Annotated in this window: 13 protein-coding genes and 1 pseudogene; 11 read left to right on the top strand and 3 right to left on the bottom strand. The window is 65.7% G+C overall.

What is annotated here, in order from left to right:
- The 3 genes from H5J25_RS00740 to H5J25_RS00730 all read left to right on the top strand — a co-directional run bounded on the left by H5J25_RS00740 (position 1) and on the right by H5J25_RS00730 (position 2474).
- On the top strand, positions 1-615 hold the full coding sequence (locus tag H5J25_RS00740; RefSeq protein ID WP_202093843.1) for a glutathione S-transferase family protein: 615 nt from the start codon (positions 1-3) through the stop codon (positions 613-615).
- 26 nt (positions 616-641) lie between these two features.
- Entirely contained in the window at positions 642-1622 is a 981-nt protein-coding gene (locus H5J25_RS00735) for an NADP-dependent oxidoreductase (RefSeq protein WP_202093841.1), read from the top strand.
- Between the two features lie 420 nt (positions 1623-2042).
- A complete protein-coding gene (locus H5J25_RS00730; RefSeq protein ID WP_202093840.1) occupies positions 2043-2474 on the top strand; it encodes a hypothetical protein in 432 nt (143 codons plus the stop codon).
- 193 nt (positions 2475-2667) lie between these two features.
- Here the strand turns inward: H5J25_RS00730 and H5J25_RS00725 are convergent, their stop codons facing one another.
- On the bottom strand, positions 2668-3978 hold the full coding sequence (locus H5J25_RS00725) for an SLC13 family permease (RefSeq protein WP_202093838.1): 1311 nt from the start codon (positions 3976-3978) through the stop codon (positions 2668-2670).
- Between the two features lie 227 nt (positions 3979-4205).
- Between H5J25_RS00725 and H5J25_RS00720 the strand changes: the two genes are divergently transcribed.
- Entirely contained in the window at positions 4206-4952 is a 747-nt protein-coding gene (locus H5J25_RS00720; protein ID WP_202093836.1) for a hypothetical protein, read from the top strand.
- Positions 4953-5003: 51 nt separating this feature from the next.
- Here H5J25_RS00720 and H5J25_RS00715 read toward each other — a convergent pair whose 3' ends face one another.
- Positions 5004-7421, bottom strand: coding sequence for a membrane-bound PQQ-dependent dehydrogenase, glucose/quinate/shikimate family (locus H5J25_RS00715; RefSeq protein WP_202095847.1), 2418 nt, complete (start codon positions 7419-7421; stop codon positions 5004-5006).
- A gap of 8 nt (positions 7422-7429) precedes the next feature.
- Positions 7430-7957 (bottom strand): MgtC/SapB family protein, encoded by a 528-nt coding sequence (locus tag H5J25_RS00710; RefSeq protein ID WP_202093834.1) that lies wholly within the window; start codon positions 7955-7957, stop codon positions 7430-7432.
- A 999-nt stretch (positions 7958-8956) separates the two neighbouring features.
- Between H5J25_RS00710 and H5J25_RS00705 the strand changes: the two are divergent.
- The 7 genes and pseudogenes from H5J25_RS00705 (at position 8957) to H5J25_RS00675 (ending at position 17781) form a co-directional block, all read left to right on the top strand.
- A pseudogene (locus H5J25_RS00705) lies at positions 8957-9829 on the top strand (TorF family putative porin).
- A 120-nt stretch (positions 9830-9949) separates the two neighbouring features.
- A complete protein-coding gene (kdpF, locus tag H5J25_RS00700; protein WP_055761421.1) occupies positions 9950-10039 on the top strand; it encodes a K(+)-transporting ATPase subunit F in 90 nt (29 codons plus the stop codon).
- A 16-nt stretch (positions 10040-10055) separates the two neighbouring features.
- Entirely contained in the window at positions 10056-11759 is a 1704-nt protein-coding gene (gene kdpA / locus H5J25_RS00695) for a potassium-transporting ATPase subunit KdpA (protein WP_202093832.1), read from the top strand.
- Positions 11760-11773: 14 nt separating this feature from the next.
- Positions 11774-13819 (top strand): potassium-transporting ATPase subunit KdpB, encoded by a 2046-nt coding sequence (gene kdpB / locus H5J25_RS00690; RefSeq protein ID WP_202093830.1) that lies wholly within the window; start codon positions 11774-11776, stop codon positions 13817-13819.
- 10 nt (positions 13820-13829) lie between these two features.
- Complete coding sequence (gene kdpC, locus H5J25_RS00685; protein ID WP_202093828.1) at positions 13830-14408, top strand: potassium-transporting ATPase subunit KdpC; 579 nt, start codon at positions 13830-13832, stop codon at positions 14406-14408.
- Positions 14405-17095 (top strand): sensor histidine kinase, encoded by a 2691-nt coding sequence (locus tag H5J25_RS00680; RefSeq protein ID WP_202093826.1) that lies wholly within the window; start codon positions 14405-14407, stop codon positions 17093-17095. Before kdpC ends, H5J25_RS00680 begins: the two co-directional genes overlap by 4 nt.
- Entirely contained in the window at positions 17095-17781 is a 687-nt protein-coding gene (locus H5J25_RS00675; RefSeq protein ID WP_202093824.1) for a response regulator transcription factor, read from the top strand. Before H5J25_RS00680 ends, H5J25_RS00675 begins: the two co-directional genes overlap by 1 nt.
- The last annotated feature ends 48 nt before the right edge of the window (positions 17782-17829 follow it).

Genomic DNA, 17829 nt, shown 5'->3' with positions numbered 1-17829 from the left:
ATGGAATTCTACGGTGCGCCCATGCCGGCGCCGAATCCTCGCCGCGTACGCATCTTCGCCGCGGAAAAGGGCATCACGCTGCCCGAAATCCCGCTCGATCTGCGCGAACGGGATCACAAGTCGCCCGATCATATGAAGCGCAATTCGCTCGGGCAGGTTCCGGTGCTCGAACTCGACGACGGCACCACGATCACCGAGACGATATCGATCTGCCGCTACCTCGACGCGCTTCATCCCGAACCCCCGATGTTCGGACGCACCCCGGTCGAGATCGGCGTGATCGACATGTGGATCCGCCGGATCGAGATCCAACTGGCCGAACCGACGCGCATGTTCTGGCGTCACGCGCATCCCGCGACCGCGGCATTGGTCGAACAGCATGTCGTCTTCGGCGAATCCAATCGCATCACCCTTGCCCGCGCGATGGATTGGTTCGACTGCGAGATTGCCGACGGCCGAACATTCATCGCGGGCGAACGCTACACGATGTGCGATATCGCAGCCCTGACGATGATCGACTTCGCCACGTTGATCGGGCTGGACCCGGTGGGGAACAGGACATCCGTCGCGGCGTGGCACGAACGGGCTTCCGCTCGCCCCAGCGCCGCCGCATAACCCGCACAGGTTTCAAGGAAACGTCCATGCAAACGCGCCAGATCCATCTCGTCCGCCGCCCGAACGGCGTACCCGTCGCCAAGGATTTCGAAATCGTCTCGTCGGATCTGGCCGAGCCGCGACCGGGGGAGATCGAGGTCGAGGCGGTCCTGCTGTCCGTCGATCCCTATATGCGGCCACGCCTCAACGCCGATCAGGCGCTGAACGAGGCGATGCTCGGCACCGGGATCGGGCGCGTCGTCTCGTCGCGCGACCCGGCAATACAAAAAGGCGCTTTGGTCCGCCACGGCGCCGGCATGCGCGAACGGTTCGTCGTCCCGGCCGGCGTCGTCCGCATCCTGCACCCCGATCCCGCCCTGCCGCTCAGCGTCTACATGCACGCCTTGGGCGGAACCGGCCTGACCGCTTATGGTGGCCTGCTGGAAATCGGCGCGCTCAAGGACGGCGAACAGGTCGTGGTGTCCACCGCAGGCGGCGCGGTCGGGTCGGTCGCGGCGCAGATCGCCAAGATCAGGGGCTGCCATGTCGTCGGCATAACCGGCAGCGATGCGAAACTATCCTGGCTGCTCGACGAAGCGGGGATCGATGCCGCGATCAACTACAAGACAAGCGATCTGCCCGCCGCGCTGGCGGCCGCGACGCCGAAGGGCATCGACGTCTATTTCGAGAATGTCGGCGGCGCACACCTCGACGCCGCGCTCAAGCTGATGAACGTCAACGGCCGCATTCCGTTGTGCGGGATGATCTCGACCTATAACGGCGCCGGCGAAGGCGTGAACAATCTGTTCGAGATGATCTACCGCCGCGTCAGGATGCAGGGCTTCGTCTCGACCGATTTCGCCGGATTGAACGACCGCTTCACGCACGACATGACCGAATGGCTGAAGGCCGGCCGGATCAAGTATCAGGAAACGATCGTCGACGGCTTCGAAAGCGCACCGGAGGCATTGATCGGGCTGTTCAGCGGCAGCAACGCCGGAAAGATGCTGGTGCGGGTGAGCGATTGAAAGGCGCTGCCATCGCCTGATCGGCAAGTCGTTGCTGCTTTGGCACGAACAACGCCACGGCCTTGTGAGGGACGTTCAAAAAAATTCCGCAATTGGCTACAATGCGAACTGGTGGGAGACGCTTTCCAAGCCAAGAGCCGGTTCGCTACGACAAGCACCGCTACCGGCTCCAGCCGCAGCGAAATCATGTTCTGGGCCTAAGAATTGGCGGCGCGGTGCCACTCGTTACGACCGGCGCCCAAACTCTTTTCACCGCCGTTGCTTTCTGCAACCGGCATACGTCGGCTGTCAGCAACGAGTCTTGACCCTAACCCCAGCCTATTCCGCGCTGCCCAGGCAAATCAAAGGCCCGAAATCCTTCGAATAAAACCGTTCTGGATCATACACTAATTCGTAACCGCGCCTTCATACGCCACGTTTATGTTCAGCTCTTCTCTCGCAGACAAGCCCCGATACAGGATCGAAGAGGATCGGCTTCAGGAAGCGATTTTCATCAATGTCAGTGGTTTTTTCGACTTGTCTACCTTGCGCGATCATTTCGCCAACAATGCCGCCGTGGTAAAGCGCTGGCGTGCAGCAGGCCGCCCGATACGGGTCCTCATCAACGCCGTCGATCTGAAGCCACACAGTCCGGAGGGCCAGGCCTGCGTACAGGACGCGACCAGCAGGATCTATCGGCCGGGCGACCGGGTAGCGATCCTTGTGTCGTCGAGCCTCGTGAAGATGCAGATGCGCCGCGCTCTATCCCGTGGCGAGATCCTGAACTTTTTCATCAGCGAAAATGCGGCAGTCACGTGGCTCGACGCTCTTCAGCAGCCGGGCCAGCAATATCAAGTCGTTGGCCAACGATAGAAATTAAGAGAAGCCCTCGAACATGATCACTGCAAACCTTGCGCTCCCATTTATCGAGCTTCAGGCCAGACCATGCCGGGCTGGGTCCCGCAGGGGGGCGCGCAATCGAACGCGGAGGCGATAGCCCGATCGGGCGTCTCCATCATCGAGCGCGAGGAATGATCACCCATTCCGTCGCAGCTGCGACATCGCGCTAGAAAGGGAAGAAGATGCGGATCGCCGCGACTGCAACGGCGCATGTCAGCAGGTTGAGTGGCAAGCCAAGTCGAACGAAATCCATGTAGCGGTAGCCGGCCATTTGGTAGACGATGACGTTGGTTTGATAGCCGAACGGCGTCGCGAACGCTGCGCTTGCCGCCATCATCACCGCCACCAGGAACGGACGCGGGCTGACCGCCAGGCTGTCGGCGAGCGCCACCGCGATCGGGGTGACCAACACAGCGACCGTAGCGTTCGACAGCAATTCGGTCAGGACCATCGTAACCAGATACAGCGCCACCAGTGCGATCAGCGGATCGAGCCCGTGCACGCTGGAAATCAGCGTGCTGGAAATGCCCGCCGCCAACCCGCTTTCCTCCATGGCGATCCCAATCACCACCATCCCTGCGATCAGCACCAGTATCTCGGGTTTGAGGCCGTGATACGCCTCGTCCGCGCTGATGACGCGCAACAGGATGAGCAGCACCGCCCCTGCAAAAGCGGTGGCGGCGATCGGCGCAACGCCCGCGGTGGCCAGCGCGATGGCCCCTGCAAAGACGGTCAGTGCGGCGATCGCCTTTCGCGGCTGGAGCGGGCGATGCTCGGCGAAGACGCTGGCATTGCCGACCGAGGCACTGGCGATCCGCGTGGCGTCGACCGACACAGGCCCGCCTTCCGGTACCTCGTCCGCATGCCTTCCGCCGAGCAGTCGATTGCTGAAAAGGAAGAGGTAGAGCCCCCCGACGATCGCCATCGGCAAGCCGACCGGCGTCACCTCGAAGATGCCGAAGCGCGGCTGGCCCGCGACGCTCGCCATGTCGTCGACAAGCAGGTTGGTCGAGGTGCCGATCAGGGTGCAGCACCCCGTCAGGATGGTCACGTAGGACAGCGGAATCAGATAGCGTTTCGGGCTCTGGCCGAGTGCCGTCGCTACGTCACGCACCACCGGCGCGCCCAGGACGACGATCGGTGTCGAATTCAGGAAACAGGATACGCAGCCGATCATCGACAGCAACAGCCAGATGCCTGCGGTCCCCAGTCGGCGGCACATGGAGACGGCGCGCTCGATCGCGCGGTCGAGCAATCCCGAGAGCTCAAGCGCATAGGCGATGACGAAGAGCGAGGCGAGCGCGACGATCGCCGGGCTGGCAAACGCGCCCTGCATCGCAACCGGCCGGACGACGCCCGCCATCAGCAGCACCGCCGCACCCGCAAGCGCGACCACGTCGGCCCGCACCTTGTCCCAGATGAGCGCGGCGACGACCGCAACGAGGACGGCGAGCGTCAGGATCTGGTCGAACGGCATGTCGGCCCCTGCGTCGGACGCGACGCACGCAGTGTCAACATGCGGGCAAGCGCATTGGGAGTGGAGCGACAGTGGTTTTTCGCTATCATGCCGGGATGCGCGAACCCAGCCCCCGTTCCAGCCGTCTTGCCATCGGTGGTGGTCTGGCGGCTGCGATCGCGGTGGCTATGGCAGGATTCCTTGTGGGTCGGGAGAGCGCTCCAGACCCTGCACCTGCCACGATCGTGATGTCTCCGTCACCGGCGCCCGCCCCGTCGTCTTCGCCTGCCAAGGCAGCAGCGACGACGCTCGGCCGTGCCGAGTTGCTGGCGCTGGCGGATGCGGCCGCGGACGCTTTCGCGGCCGGCCGATCGCCGCCCGCCGAGTTGGCCTCTTCGGCAGGGCGGCAGTTCGACCTGGTCCTGCCATTCGGCTGCTCCGGACCGAACGATCCCGCCGCAACCGCGATGGGCTGGCAATATGATCCATCCACGGGAACGCTCCGGGTTTCGGTGACCCCGGTCGCCTGGAGCGGGCCGGACTGGCACGTTCGTCAAGGCGGCGAGACGGCAACCGCCACCGGTTTTTGGATCAATCGTCCCTGGTCCAGCAGCGAGCATTGCCCTGCCCGGATCGGCGACTTCATGCCCAGCGGGACCTCGCCGGTGACCCTGCCGGGTCAGACGCTGGCGATCGCGACCTTCGGCGCGGATGCACCTCTCGCTCGCGCTGGCCGCGCTTTCGAGACGGTGCAGCGCATATCGCAGTTCGATGGGTCGCAAGGGATCCGCCTGCACATCATCGGTCGGCTGGCGCGCGCAGAGACCGGCCCTGTGGTGCGCTGTGTCCAGCCCGCCGGTATCGAGCAACGCCCGATCTGCGCGATCGCCACCACGGTCGATGAGGTACGGATCGAGCTTCCGACGACCGGCGCGACGATCGCCACCTGGGAGATCGATCGCCTTGGTCCGCCCAAAGACCTGGCCAATCAATAATCCGGTCGGGGCCGATGGCGTCCGAGGCCCCGGCCCCGAACGCCCCGGTTCCTATCGCGCCGGCAGGGCGTAGGCGATCACCTGATCGCTGACGGGCGTCTCCATGAAATGGTGTCCGCCGGCGTAGATGACGAGATATTCACGTCCGCCCTGCTCATAGACCATCGGCGTCGCCTGCCCGCCACCCGGCAGCGTCTTCGTCCAGAGCGTTTCGCCGGTCGCGAGATCGATCGCGCGGATCAGATTGTCGGTCGCCGCAGCGATAAAGATGAGACCGCTTGCCGTTACCACCGCGCCGCCATTGTTCGGCGTTCCGATCGTCAGCGGCAACATCGACGGTATGCCGAACGGGCCATTGGTGCGGGCGGTGCCGAAGGGGCGATCCCAGATCGTCTTGCCCGTCGCCATGTCGATCGCACGGATGCCGCCATAGGGCGGCTGTTTGCACAGCATGCCGGTGAATTTCATGCGCCATCCGGCATTCACGTCCACGGCGTAGGGCGTGTTGGCCTGCGGATCGCCCGCGCCTTCCGCCCCGCCGATCCGGCCCCGCGCCTGGTTGCGGGGTGCCCAGCCAAGTTCATTGGCTCGGGCGCGCGGCACCAGCCGTGTATAGTTTGGCATGTCGTTGTAATTGGCGACGATCACGCCGCGCTGCGGATCGACAGCGACCCCGCCCCAGTCCGTTCCGCCATTATAACCGGGATAGGTGATCGAGCGCCGGTCGGTGTTCGGCGGCGTGAAGAACCCCTCGTAGCGCGCTTTCCGGAACTGGATCCGGCAGATCATCTGGTCGATCGGGGACATGCCCCACATGTCGCGCTCGGTCAGAACGGGTTTGCGCAGGGTATGCCAGTTCGACACGATCTGGAACGGCGAACGCTCCTGAGGTTCGACGCCGCCGCCGGGCGCACGGATCGTGCCGACCGGGGTCAGCGCCCGACCGGTCCGGCGGTCGAGAATGTACATGTCGCCCTGCTTGCTCGGCAGGACCAAGGCGGGCGTGCCGCGATAGTCGACCAGCGTCGCCTGCGCGCCGAAATCATAGTCCCAGACGTCCTTGCGCACCGCCTGGAACCGCCAGCGCGGCTTGCCGGTGGTAACATCAAGCGCGACCAGCGACGTCGCGAAGGCGTTTTCGGGCGGGCGGCGCAGCGAACTGTAATAATCAGCCGCGGCGTTGCCCATCGGCAGATAGACGAGGCCCAGTTGCTCGTCACCGCTGGCGATCGTCCACATGTTCGGCGTGCCGCGCGCCCAGGTCTGCCCGGCGGGAGGATAGCCAGACCAGTCGGGGTGCATCATGTCCCACGCCCAACGCAGCCGGCCGGTTACCGCATCGAAGCCTTGGATCACTCCGGACGGTGCCCAGCGGTCCTGTCCGTCGAGTACCTGATGCCCGGTGACGACCACGCCGCGCACGATCGTCGGCGGCGAGTTGATCGAGACGAAGCCTGGCGGCGTGTCGCCCATGCCTATCTTGGCATCGACCCGGCCATGCGTGCCGAACCCCTCGCAAGGGCGGCCGCTGCGCGCGTCGATCGCAAAGATATGCGCGTCGAGCGTACCCCAGATGATCCGCGTCGCGCAGGCGTCGCCAGCGGCAGCGCCGGGAACGGCGAAATAGCTCACCCCGCGGCAGGCGGCGGTATAGGGGATCGCGCTGTCGGGCACCTGCGGGTCGTACCGCCAGCGCTGCTGCCCGCTTGCCGGGTCGAGCGCGATGACGATGCTTTTTGGCGTGCAGACGTACAAAGTGTCGCCGATTTTCAGCGGCGTGTTCTCGGCACCGTACGTGCCCTTTGCCTCCGCCGATGGCAGATCGCCCGTGTGGATCGTCCATGCGCGTTCCAGCGTGTTGACGTTTGCCGGTGTGATCTGGGTCAGCGGCGTGAAGCGACGTGCGCTGTACGAGCCGCCATAAGCCGGCCAATCCGCCCCCGCTTGCATCTGCGCCGGATCGCCCATCGTCCGGCCAGAAACCGGGAGCGTTGCCAGGACACGCGGGCGGTTCATCTGCCCCAACACCACGCCGCCAAGCGCCGTCATTCCGACGATAGCGGCGATCGATACAAGCGCCTTCCGCCAGCGATGCGCGCCGTGCGTGATCGACGGGACGACCAGCAGCACCGCGACCAGCAGTACCAATGGCGCGATCACGCGGGGCACCAACGCCCAACCGTTCGTGCCGACTTCCCAAAAGGCCCAGAGGATCGTCAGCGCGACGATCGCGGCATACAACCGGGCGCCCGCCACGCGCCCCCGGATCAACAGCCATCCCGAAACGACCATCGCGATGCCGGCGATCAGGTAATATGGCGATCCCCCGACCGCAACGAGCCAGACGCCGCCGATCGCCAGTATCAGACCGATCAGCCCGACCAGCCCGCCGACTATCGCCGCAAGGACACCACCTTGCCGCGTGGACCCGCGTCCGGATGCGGCGGTGGGACCGGCGGTAGCGTCCATCGGCGAGTTCATGGCTCACGTCCTTCGATTGTCGGTATGGGGCCGGCTTTATCTTGGCCTCGGAGATCGGGCGGCGTCGGAGTGGTGCTATCGCCGAAGCGCCGGGGGAAACTTCGCTCCGTCAGGCCGACGATCGCGAGCACCATCAGGGTCGCCGCGCCCAGCAGAAGCGTAAGTTCGAACTGGCCGGCGCCAGCCGAGATTCCGATCGCGGCGCTGACCCAAAGGCTGGCTGCCGTCGTGATATTTCGCACGTCGCTGCCCCGCACGAAGATCAGGCCGCCCGCGATCAGGCCAACCGCCTGCGCGATGCCCTGCACCGCGCGCAACGGATCGCTGTCGCGATCGGGCGGCTGATCCTGTGCGACGATCAGGGCGGAAACCGTGATCGCTGCCGAACTGAGCGCGATCAAGGCGTGCGTCCGCAGTCCGGCATCCCGCCCCCGCCACTCGCGCTCCAATCCGACCAGCAGTCCGGCAATGGTGGCGACACCGAGCCGCAATGACAGCGTCTGCCAGTCGTGCGCGTCAGTCATCCGAGGACACGCGCATCGGTCAGTACCAACGGTGCTAGGTCGCTACGGTACCGCCAAGCGGTGCGATCCCGAAGGCCGTCGTGCTGGTCGATCGCCAATACGCTTCTCCCGTTCGAACTGGCGGAAGCGTGCGTTCAGTTACCAATATCCGCAATAACCTATGTCGATGTTATGAGACATCTTGAGTGTGCGGCAGCTGTCGTGTCGAAGCAGATGGGTTTAAACTGAGTACCGTTATTAGCGAACGGCTTGCATCGCATCGCGGGCCAGACCTGCGAGTTAAGGGAGCATGCGTCGACAGACAGCGCCGTCGACGCATCGTCCAGCCGCATGGCCACATAATTCAGCGGCAGAATTCCCGGCAATAACCAAGCAGTTGCCGATTCCAAAACCGGCGCCAAGCCGGTCATGCGGCAATAGATGTCCTGTCGGCGATAAAGAGTGCGGCGTTCAACCCGCATGTCATTGCAGGCACCTCTCCGCCCGGGATCTATACGATCTCCAACCATTCTGGCAGCGCGTCAGGGCACGAGCGGTTTAAGGACGTTCGAATCCAAAACCTTCGGCACATATTCGCGTTCATCGCCGTGACTACCGGGAAAGGGCTGCCCATGATCGGGAGATTGCTTGGCAACACTCAAGTGCAAACTACGGCGCGCTATGCGCACCCAAAACGCGGCCCACGCTGACGCGAACGATATCGCCGATCGCAGCGCTACCCCCATGGCTTGAGATTCTGTTATTCTTCGCGCTGTAGCGCGCCGCCAACTGAAATGCTCACTTATTGGTGGAGAAAGGTCCGTCTGTCGCAAGACACGCTTGTAGCCAATACGCAACTTATCAGCCTGAGCGGGGTATCTCTCCCAAATCTTGCAAAACATATGCCAGCGCTACGCGAAACGCCGAATTCGCTCTCGAAATAAAACGCGACATACGCCTAATCGGACAGCCTCAAGACGCCGCAAATTCTCGCGGACGTCACTCGGTTTGAGGGCAAGCATGAAATTCGCATATTGGGCTATAGCAGTCGCGATCTTGGCGATGCCTACAAAGTCTCACGCACAGTCAGAGCGCGAGGACGACACCGTCGAAAAAGCGGGACCGTCGACCGGACTCACCATCAGTGGGTCGGTCGGCATAGCATCCGATTACCGGTTCCGCGGCGTGTCGCAGTCGGACACGGAGATGGCGGTACAGGGCGGCATCGCGATAGCGCACGATAGCGGCTTCCATGTCGGCACCTGGGCGTCGAACCTGGGCGGATGGGGCACGTTCGGCGGGGCCAATCTGGAGCTCGACCTGATCGGCGGATACACGACGACCCTGTCGGCCACCACTACGCTGGATGCCGGGCTGACCTGGTACCTTTATCCCGGCGGAGCCGACAAGACCGACTTCGCCGAACCTTATGTGAAGCTGACCGGTACGGCCGGGCCCGCCACGCTGACCGCAGGCCTCGCCTATGCGCCGAGGCAGCAGGCGCTCGGCAAATGGTATGCAACGGGCGCGGCCGCGGCGGCTGGCGTCTACACCGATCCCGGCGCCAAGGGTGATAATCTCTACGTCTGAGGCGACGGCGCATTCGCCATCGCCGCCACGCCGATCACCGCCAAGGCTCATATCGGGCATAGCCGGGGCCAGAACGGCCTCGGCCCGAACGCGACCGCCGTATCGCCGACGGGTTCCTATTGGGACTGGTCGCTGGGCGCCGACGTCACGTGGCGTAACCTAACGCTCAACGCATCCTATGTCGGCACCGACATCTCGAACCGCGACGCCGCCTATCTGCGCCCGAGCTTCAGCAAGGGGCAGGACGGCACGGGCAATATCGCCGGCGGGACCGCGCTGGTTTCGCTCACCGCATCCTTCTGACCACCCGGAGTATAAGCAATGCAGGACCTCCTTTGGATCCTCGTCATGGCGGGATTGGTCGCGATGACGCTCGCCTATCTGCGCCTGTGCGACAACGCCTGAACCGCCGGGGACCATTCCATGACGCTCGACCTCTGGCTCGCCGCGATCACCGCGCTCGGGCTGCTCATCTATCTGGTGGCGGTGTTGATCCGCCCCGAACGCTTCTAGAAAGGAGCGCGATCCCATGACATTTCAGGGATGGATCCTGATCCTCGGCTTCGTCGCCATTCTCCTCGCGCTGACCCGGCCTATGGGATCGTGGCTGTTCGCATTGTACGAAGGACGGCGTACGCCGCTCCATCCGATGCTCGCCCCGGTCGAGCGCGGTTTCTACAGACTGTCCGGCATCGACCCGCAGGTCGAGCAAGGGTGGCGGCGATACGCGCTGCACATGCTGCTATTCAACACCGTGCTGATGGTCCTGACCTACGCCGTATTGCGGCTGCAGGGCGTGTTGCCCGGCAATCCCCAGGGGTTGCCGGGTCTCAGCGGGCATCTTGCCTTCAATACGGCGGTCAGCTTCACAACCAATACCAACTGGCAAAGTTATGGCGGGGAATCGACCCTGTCGAACTTCAGCCAGACGTTCGGCCTGACGATTCACAACTTCCTGTCGGCAGCGACCGGTATCGCGCTCGCATTCGCTCTGTTTCGCGGTTTCGCGCGGCGCTCTGCCACCACGATCGGCAATTTCTGGGCCGATATGACGCGCGTCACTTTGTATCTCCTGCTTCCGCTCTGCGCGCTGCTCACGCTGTTTTACATCGCAAGCGGGGTGCCGCAGACGCTGGCGGGCACGGTCGACGTGACGACGCTGGAAGGCGCGAGGCAGACGCTGGCGCTCGGGCCCGTCGCCAGCCAGGAAGCGATCAAGATGCTCGGCACCAACGGCGGCGGCTTCTTCAACGCCAACAGCGCGCATCCCTTCGAGAACCCGACCGCGCTGACCAACCTAATCCAGATGCTGTCGATTTTCGCGATCGGCTTCGGCCTGACCTGGACGTTCGGCAAGGCGGTCGGCAACACGCGCCAGGGGTGGGCGATCCTCTCGGCGATGATCATCCTTTTCACGATCGGTGTCGGCATCACCTACTGGCAGGAAGCCGCCGGCAACCCGATCGTCCACCATCTGGCGGTTGCGGGTGGCAATATGGAGGGCAAGGAGGTGCGTTTCGGCATCGCCGCGACCGCCTTGTTCTCGGTCGTCACCACTGCCGCCTCGTGCGGCGCGGTCAACGGCATGCATGACAGCTTCACCGCGATCGGCGGTATGATCCCGCTGATCAACATCCAACTGGGCGAGGTCGTGATCGGGGGCGTCGGCGCCGGAATCTACGGCTTCCTGCTGTTCGCCATCCTCGCGGTTTTCGTCGCCGGGTTGATGGTGGGGCGGGTGCCGGAGTATTTGGGGAAGAAGATCGGGAATCTGGAGGTGAAGCTCGCGGTATTAGCTATCGCGACTTTGCCGCTGATAATCCTGGGTTTCAGCGCGATCAGCGCGGTCGTGGAGCCCGGGCTGGCGGGGCCGCTCAATAAAGGCCCGCACGGCTTTTCGGAGATCGTGTACGCGTTCACCAGCGCGGTCGGGAACAACGGATCGGCCTTTGCCGGGCTGAGCGCCAACACGCCCTATTACGACGGAATGCTGGGCGTCGCGATGTGGCTGGGCCGATTTTTCGTGATCGTGCCGATGCTGGCCATCGCGGGAAGCCTGGCCGCGAAGAAATACACGCCGGAAAGCGCAGGATCGTTCCCCACGACCGGCGGACTGTGGGTCGGGCTGCTCGTCGGCACGATCCTGATCCTCGGCGGGCTCACGTTCCTGCCGAGCCTCGCGCTCGGCCCGATCGCCGATCATCTCGCGATGATCGCCGGCAAAACCTTCTGACAGGACCAGCCACGATGGCACGCACCGCGAAAACGTCGCTCTTCACCGCAGACCTGATCGCTCCGGCGATCGGCGAGGCATTCCACAAACTCGATCCCAGACAGCTGATCCGCAACCCGGTGATGTTCGTCACCGCCGTCGTCGCCGCGCTGATGACGATCCTGCTCGTCATCGGACACGACGACCTGTCGACCGGCTTCAAGCTGCAACTGGTCGTCTGGCTGTGGCTGACCGTGCTGTTCGGCACGTTCGCCGAAGCGCTGGCAGAGGGCCGCGGCAAGGCACAGGCGGCCAGCCTGCGCGCGACCAAGGCGGAACTGACCGCGCGGCGGATGAAGGGGGACCAGATCGAGCAGGTTCCGGCAAGCGCACTGCGCGCCGGCGACATCGTGCTGGTCACGGCTGGCGGCACGGGAGGCGGCGACCTGATCCCGGCGGACGGCGAGGTCGTGTCCGGCGTCGCATCGGTCAACGAGGCGGCGATCACGGGAGAAAGCGCGCCGGTGATCCGCGAGGCGGGCGGCGACCGTTCGGCGGTGACCGCAGGCACGCGCGTCGTGTCGGACGAGATCCGCATCCGCGTCACGGCCAATCCGGGCGAAGGGTTCCTCGACCGGATGATCGCGCTGGTCGAAGGCGCGCAGCGGCAGAAGACGCCGAACGAGATCGCGCTGACGGTGTTGCTGGTCGGGCTGACGATCATCTTCCTGATCGCGGTCGGCACCATTCCGGGCTTCGCATCCTATGCCGGCGGCAGCGTGCCGGTGGCGATGCTCGCCGCCTTGCTGATCACGCTGATCCCGACGACGATCGCGGCCCTTTTGTCGGCGATCGGCATCGCCGGAATGGACCGGCTGGTGCGATACAACGTGCTCGCCAAATCGGGGCGCGCGGTGGAGGCGGCCGGCGATATCGACGTGCTGCTGCTGGACAAGACGGGGACGATCACGATCGGCGACCGTCAGGCGAGCGAATTCCGCGCCGTCGGCGGCGTCAGCGACGGGGAACTCGCCGAGGCGGCACTGCTCGCCAGCCTGGCGGACGAGACGCCCGAGGGCCGATCGATCGTGCTGCTGGCGCGCGAGCGGTTCGGCGTGACGGTCGCCGCGCTGCCGGACGGCGCGGAGGTCATCCCGTTCACCGCGCAGACGCGTATCTCGGGCGTCCGGACCGATGGCATGCTGATCCAGAAGGGCGCGGTGGAGTCGATCCTGAAGGCCAATCCGGGTGCCGGGCAGACCGCGGCGGCGACCGCGCTGCGCCGCGCCACGGACGAGATCGCGCGTGCCGGCGGGACGCCGCTGGCCGTCGCGAAGGACGGCCGCCTGCTGGGTGCGATCTTCCTGAAGGATGTGGTCAAGGCGGGCATCCGCGAGCGGTTCGGCGAACTGCGCACGATGGGCATCCGCACGGTGATGATCACCGGCGACAATCCGCTGACCGCCGCGGCGATCGCCGCCGAGGCCGGGGTGGACGATTTCCTGGCGCAGGCGACACCGGAGGACAAGCTGGCGCTGATCCGCAAGGAACAGGATGGCGGCAAGCTGGTCGCGATGTGCGGCGACGGAACCAACGATGCGCCCGCGCTGGCGCAGTCCGATGTCGGCGTGGCGATGAACACCGGCACGCAGGCCGCGCGCGAGGCCGGCAACATGGTCGACCTGGACAGCGATCCGACCAAGCTGATCGAGATCGTCGGGCTGGGCAAGCAGTTGCTGATGACGCGCGGGGCGCTGACCACGTTTTCGGTGGCGAACGACGTCGCGAAATATTTCGCGATCATCCCGGCGATCTTCGTCGCCTTGTATCCCGGGCTGGGCGTGCTGAACGTGATGGGGCTGGCGACGCCGCAATCGGCGATCCTGAGCGCGATCATCTTCAACGCCGTGATCATCCCGCTGCTCGTGCCGCTGGCGCTGCGGGGCGTGAAATACACGCCGATGGCCGCCGGGCCGCTGCTCGCGCGCAACCTCACCGTCTACGGCCTGGGCGGCCTGATCGCCCCGTTCGTCGGCATCAAGATCATCGACCTGGCCGTTGGCGGCCTGGGTCTCGCCTGAGGAACCTATCATGGGCAAGGACTTTACCAGCGCGTTGCGCCCCGCTTTCGTCATGACGATCCTGTTCGCCATCGTGCTCGGCATTCTCTATCCTCTGGCGATGACCGGCATCGGACAAGCGATCTTCCCGCATCAGGCGAATGGCAGCCTGATCAGGCAGGGCGGCACGGTCATCGGATCCAGCGTGGTCGGGCAGGCCTTTACCAGCGAACGCTATTTCCAGACGCGCCCGTCCGCCGCCGGCAAGGGCTATGACGGGCTCGCCTCGTCCGGTTCCAACCTGGGCCCGACATCGAAGGCGCTGGTCGATCGCATCGCGGCCGACGTCGCACGACGCCGCGCCGAGGGCATGACCGGCGCACTGCCCGCCGATCTGGTCACCGCATCCGGTTCCGGTCTCGACCCCGATCTGTCACCGGCATCGGCGCTGGCGCAGGTCGACCGGGTGGCGCGGGTCCGCAACATGCCCGTCGCGCGTGTGCGATCGCTGGTCGAGGCGCATGTCGAGACGCCGCTGTTCGGAATATTGGGCGATCCCAAGGTCAACGTGCTGGCGCTGAACCGCGCGCTGGATGCCGCCGGCGGATGACCGGGGCCGAGCGACCATCCCCGGAGGCCCTTCTGCGTCAGGCCGCGCAGGAGGGCCGTGGCCGTTTGAAGATATTCCTGGGCGCGGCACCGGGCGTCGGCAAGACGTTCGAGATGTTGTCCGAAGGCGCGGAACGGCGCCGAGCCGGGGTGGACGTGGTGATCGGCGTGGTCGAGACGCATGGGCGCGCCGAGACCGAAGCGCTGACGCGCGGACAGGAGATCGTGCCGCGCCGCGCCGCCGCCTATGAAGGCCATGCGATCGACGAGATGGATCTTGACGCGATCCTCGCGCGTGCGCCGCGGCTCGTGCTGGTCGACGAACTGGCGCATACCAATGCGCCGGGCAGCCGCCACGCCAAGCGCTATCAGGATGTCGAGGAACTGCTGGCGGCGGGGATCCACGTCTATTCGACGATCAACATCCAGCATCTCGAAAGCCTGAACGACGTCGTCGCGTCCTTCACCCGCGTCCGGGTGCGCGAGACGGTGCCGGACGGCGTGCTGGAACAGGCCGAGATCGAAGTGGTGGATATCCCGCCCGACGAACTGATCCAGCGGTTGAAGGACGGCAAGGTCTACCTGCCGCACGAAGCGACGCGGGCGCTGTCGCACTTCTTCTCCAAATCCAACCTGTCCGCGCTGCGCGAACTGGCGTTGCGGCGCGCGGCACAGGCGGTGGATGCGCAGATGCTGGAGCATGTCCGTGCGATCGGGATCGGCGGGACATGGGCGGGGAGCGACCGCATCGTCGTCGCGATCAACGAACTGCCCGGCGCGGACGGGCTGGTGCGCGCGGCCAAGCGCGTCGCCGACGGGCTGCACGCACCCTGGACCGCGGTGTTCATCGAGACGCCGCGCACGCTGCACTTCACCGAGGAGGAGCATCGGCGGCTGGCGGCGGCGATGACGCTCGCCACGCAATTGGGCGCGGTGGTCGCCACGGTGCCCGCCGCATCGGTGATAGAGGGGATACGCGATTTCGTCGCGCATGCCCGCGCGACGCAACTCGTCGTCGGCAAATCACGGCGGCCGCGCTGGTTCGAATTCCTGCACGGTTCGGTGGTCGATGCGCTGATCCGGGGGACCAGCGGCGTCACGGTGCATGTGCTGCCGATGGCCGGACCGGCGAAGACGCGCGGACCGCGCGGACACGGTGTGCACGGGGGTGCGGGCGCGGCATCGGGGCGGGGTTCGATTGCCGGCTATGCGATCACCGTGGCGATGATCGCCGCGGTGACGGGGATCGCCAGTGCGCTGTTCCACGTCCTGAACCTGGGCAACGTCGCCTTGCTGTACCTGTTGCCGGTGATGGCGGCGGCGAGCCTGTACGGCCTGCGCACCGGGCTGTTCGCCGGGCTGGTGTGCAGCCTTGCCTATAACTTCTTCTTCCTGCCGCCGGTCGGCACGTTCAGCGTCAACAATCCCGAGAACGTCGTTTCGATCTTCGTCCTGCTGGGCGTCGCGATCGCCACCAGCCAGTTGACGTCGCGGGTCCGCGCGCAGGCGGACCTGGCATCGGCGAGCGCGCGGACCAATGCCACGCTGGCCGGGTTCCTGCGCCAGTTGAGCAGCGTCAACGATCCGTCGGAAGCCGCGCGGATGATCTGCGACGATATCGCGCGCGTGTTCGACGTGCAGACGGTGCTGCTCGTCACGGGCACGGGGACGGGCGTGACGGTGCAGGCGGCGAGCAACCCCGCCTATCGGCTGGACACGATGGACCTGGCCGCGGCGAACTGGGCGTTCGACACCGGGACGGTCGCGGGCAAGGGATCGGGGACGCTCGCCGCGTCCGAATGGCTGTTCACGCCATTACAGGCCGGGGGGCGGACGCTGGCGGTTATCGGCGTCGCACGCGCAGATGCCGGCGACCCGGTCCGCGCCGATCAACTGCCGTTGCTGACCAGCCTGATCGACCAGTCCGCGCTGGTGCTGGAACGGTTGCGGCTGGAGACGGAGATGCGCGACGTGGAGGCCGTGCGGACGCGGGACCGGCTGCGCGCGGCGCTTCTGTCGTCCGTCAGCCACGATTTCAGGACGCCGTTGACCGCGGTGATCGCCGCCGCCGACCAGCTGGATCACGGCGCGACGCCCGAAGTGATCGCGGTGATCCGGACCGAGGCGATGCGTCTGAACCGCTTCGTCGGCAACCTGCTCGACATGGCGCGGGTGGAGGCCGGTGCGCTGAAGCTCAACGTGGACGCGACCGACCTGAGCGATGCGGTCGCCGGGGCATCGCACGACGCGCGCCGCGCGCTGGAGGGGCACGACCTGCAGCTCGACGTGCCGCCCGACCTGCCGCTCGTTCGCGTCGACGCGCAATTGCTGCATCATTGCCTGCTCAACCTGCTCGACAATGCCGGCCGCTACGGCGACCCCGGAACCCCGATCCGGATCGAGGGGCGCCACCTGTACGGGCAGATCCGCCTGTCGATCGTCGACCGCGGGCCGGGCCTGCCGCCCGGACGGGAAGCGGAGGTTTTCGAGACGTTCCGGCGGCTGGAGGGATCGGACCGCGCGATCGGCGGGACTGGGCTGGGGCTTGCCATCGTCAAGGCGTTCGCCGAAGCGATGGGCATGACGGTGGAGGCAGGCAATCGCGACGACGGGCCGGGTGCGGCCTTCACCCTGGTCTTTCCGGGCGAGTTGATCGTGCGCGGCGCGGCGCTGGAAAGGGTCATCTGATGCCGGGCAAGGTGCTGATCGTCGACGACGAGGTGTCGATCCGGCGCCTGTTGCGCAACACGCTGGAGCGCGCGGGCTATGCGGTGATCGAGGCGATGGACGGGCGCGAGGCGCTGACCGGTGCGGCGCTGCACCAGCCCGATGCGATCCTGCTCGACCTCGGCCTGCCCGACCGGGACGGGCTGGGCCTGATACCGTTGCTGCGCCGCGACGGCGATGCGGTGATCCTGGTCGTCTCGGCCCGCGACGCGACGGAGGAAAAGGTCGCGGCGCTCGATCTGGGGGCGGACGATTTCGTCTCCAAGCCGTTCGATTCGGAGGAATTGCTTGCCCGGCTGCGGGTCGCGTTGCGGCATCGCGGCGGTGGCGACGCGGCGCAGAAGGTGATCCGGCGCGGCGACCTCTCGATCGATCTGGATGCGCGCATCGTGCAGCGCGACGGGGTGGACGTGCATCTGACGCGGAAGGAACAGGACGTGCTGGGCGTGCTCGCGCGGCATATCGGGCGCGTCGTGACGCATGACCGCATCATCACCGCGGCGTGGGGCCGCGACGAGGATCCGCGCGTCGAATATCTGCGCATCGTGATCCGCAACCTGCGCCAGAAGATCGAATTCCCCGCGCCCGTGGGGAGCGTGATCGCCAACGAACTGGGGGTGGGATACCGGCTGCGGGGCGAGGGTTAGGGGGTGTAAGGCGAGGCTCTCGGGACGAGGTCACCTGGCATGAAGAAA

The sequence above is a fragment of the Sphingomonas aliaeris genome (genome assembly GCF_016743815.1).
Taxonomy (GTDB): Bacteria; Pseudomonadota; Alphaproteobacteria; order Sphingomonadales; family Sphingomonadaceae; genus Sphingomonas; species Sphingomonas aliaeris.
The sequence above is the reverse complement of the archived record's forward strand: the minus strand, read 5'-3'. Positions and strand labels throughout refer to the sequence as shown.

Coding starts and splice junctions, on each gene's coding strand:
- H5J25_RS00740 (WP_202093843.1), top strand. CDS start 1: ATGGAATTCTACGGTGCGCCCATGCCGGCGCCGAATCCTCGCCGCGTA.
- H5J25_RS00735 (WP_202093841.1), top strand. CDS start 642: ATGCAAACGCGCCAGATCCATCTCGTCCGCCGCCCGAACGGCGTACCC.
- H5J25_RS00730 (WP_202093840.1), top strand. CDS start 2,043: ATGTTCAGCTCTTCTCTCGCAGACAAGCCCCGATACAGGATCGAAGAG.
- H5J25_RS00725 (WP_202093838.1), bottom strand. CDS start 3,978: ATGCCGTTCGACCAGATCCTGACGCTCGCCGTCCTCGTTGCGGTCGTC.
- H5J25_RS00720 (WP_202093836.1), top strand. CDS start 4,206: ATGTCTCCGTCACCGGCGCCCGCCCCGTCGTCTTCGCCTGCCAAGGCA.
- H5J25_RS00715 (WP_202095847.1), bottom strand. CDS start 7,421: ATGGACGCTACCGCCGGTCCCACCGCCGCATCCGGACGCGGGTCCACG.
- H5J25_RS00710 (WP_202093834.1), bottom strand. CDS start 7,957: ATGACTGACGCGCACGACTGGCAGACGCTGTCATTGCGGCTCGGTGTC.
- kdpF (WP_055761421.1), top strand. CDS start 9,950: ATGACGCTCGACCTCTGGCTCGCCGCGATCACCGCGCTCGGGCTGCTC.
- kdpA (WP_202093832.1), top strand. CDS start 10,056: ATGACATTTCAGGGATGGATCCTGATCCTCGGCTTCGTCGCCATTCTC.
- kdpB (WP_202093830.1), top strand. CDS start 11,774: ATGGCACGCACCGCGAAAACGTCGCTCTTCACCGCAGACCTGATCGCT.
- kdpC (WP_202093828.1), top strand. CDS start 13,830: ATGGGCAAGGACTTTACCAGCGCGTTGCGCCCCGCTTTCGTCATGACG.
- H5J25_RS00680 (WP_202093826.1), top strand. CDS start 14,405: ATGACCGGGGCCGAGCGACCATCCCCGGAGGCCCTTCTGCGTCAGGCC.
- H5J25_RS00675 (WP_202093824.1), top strand. CDS start 17,095: ATGCCGGGCAAGGTGCTGATCGTCGACGACGAGGTGTCGATCCGGCGC.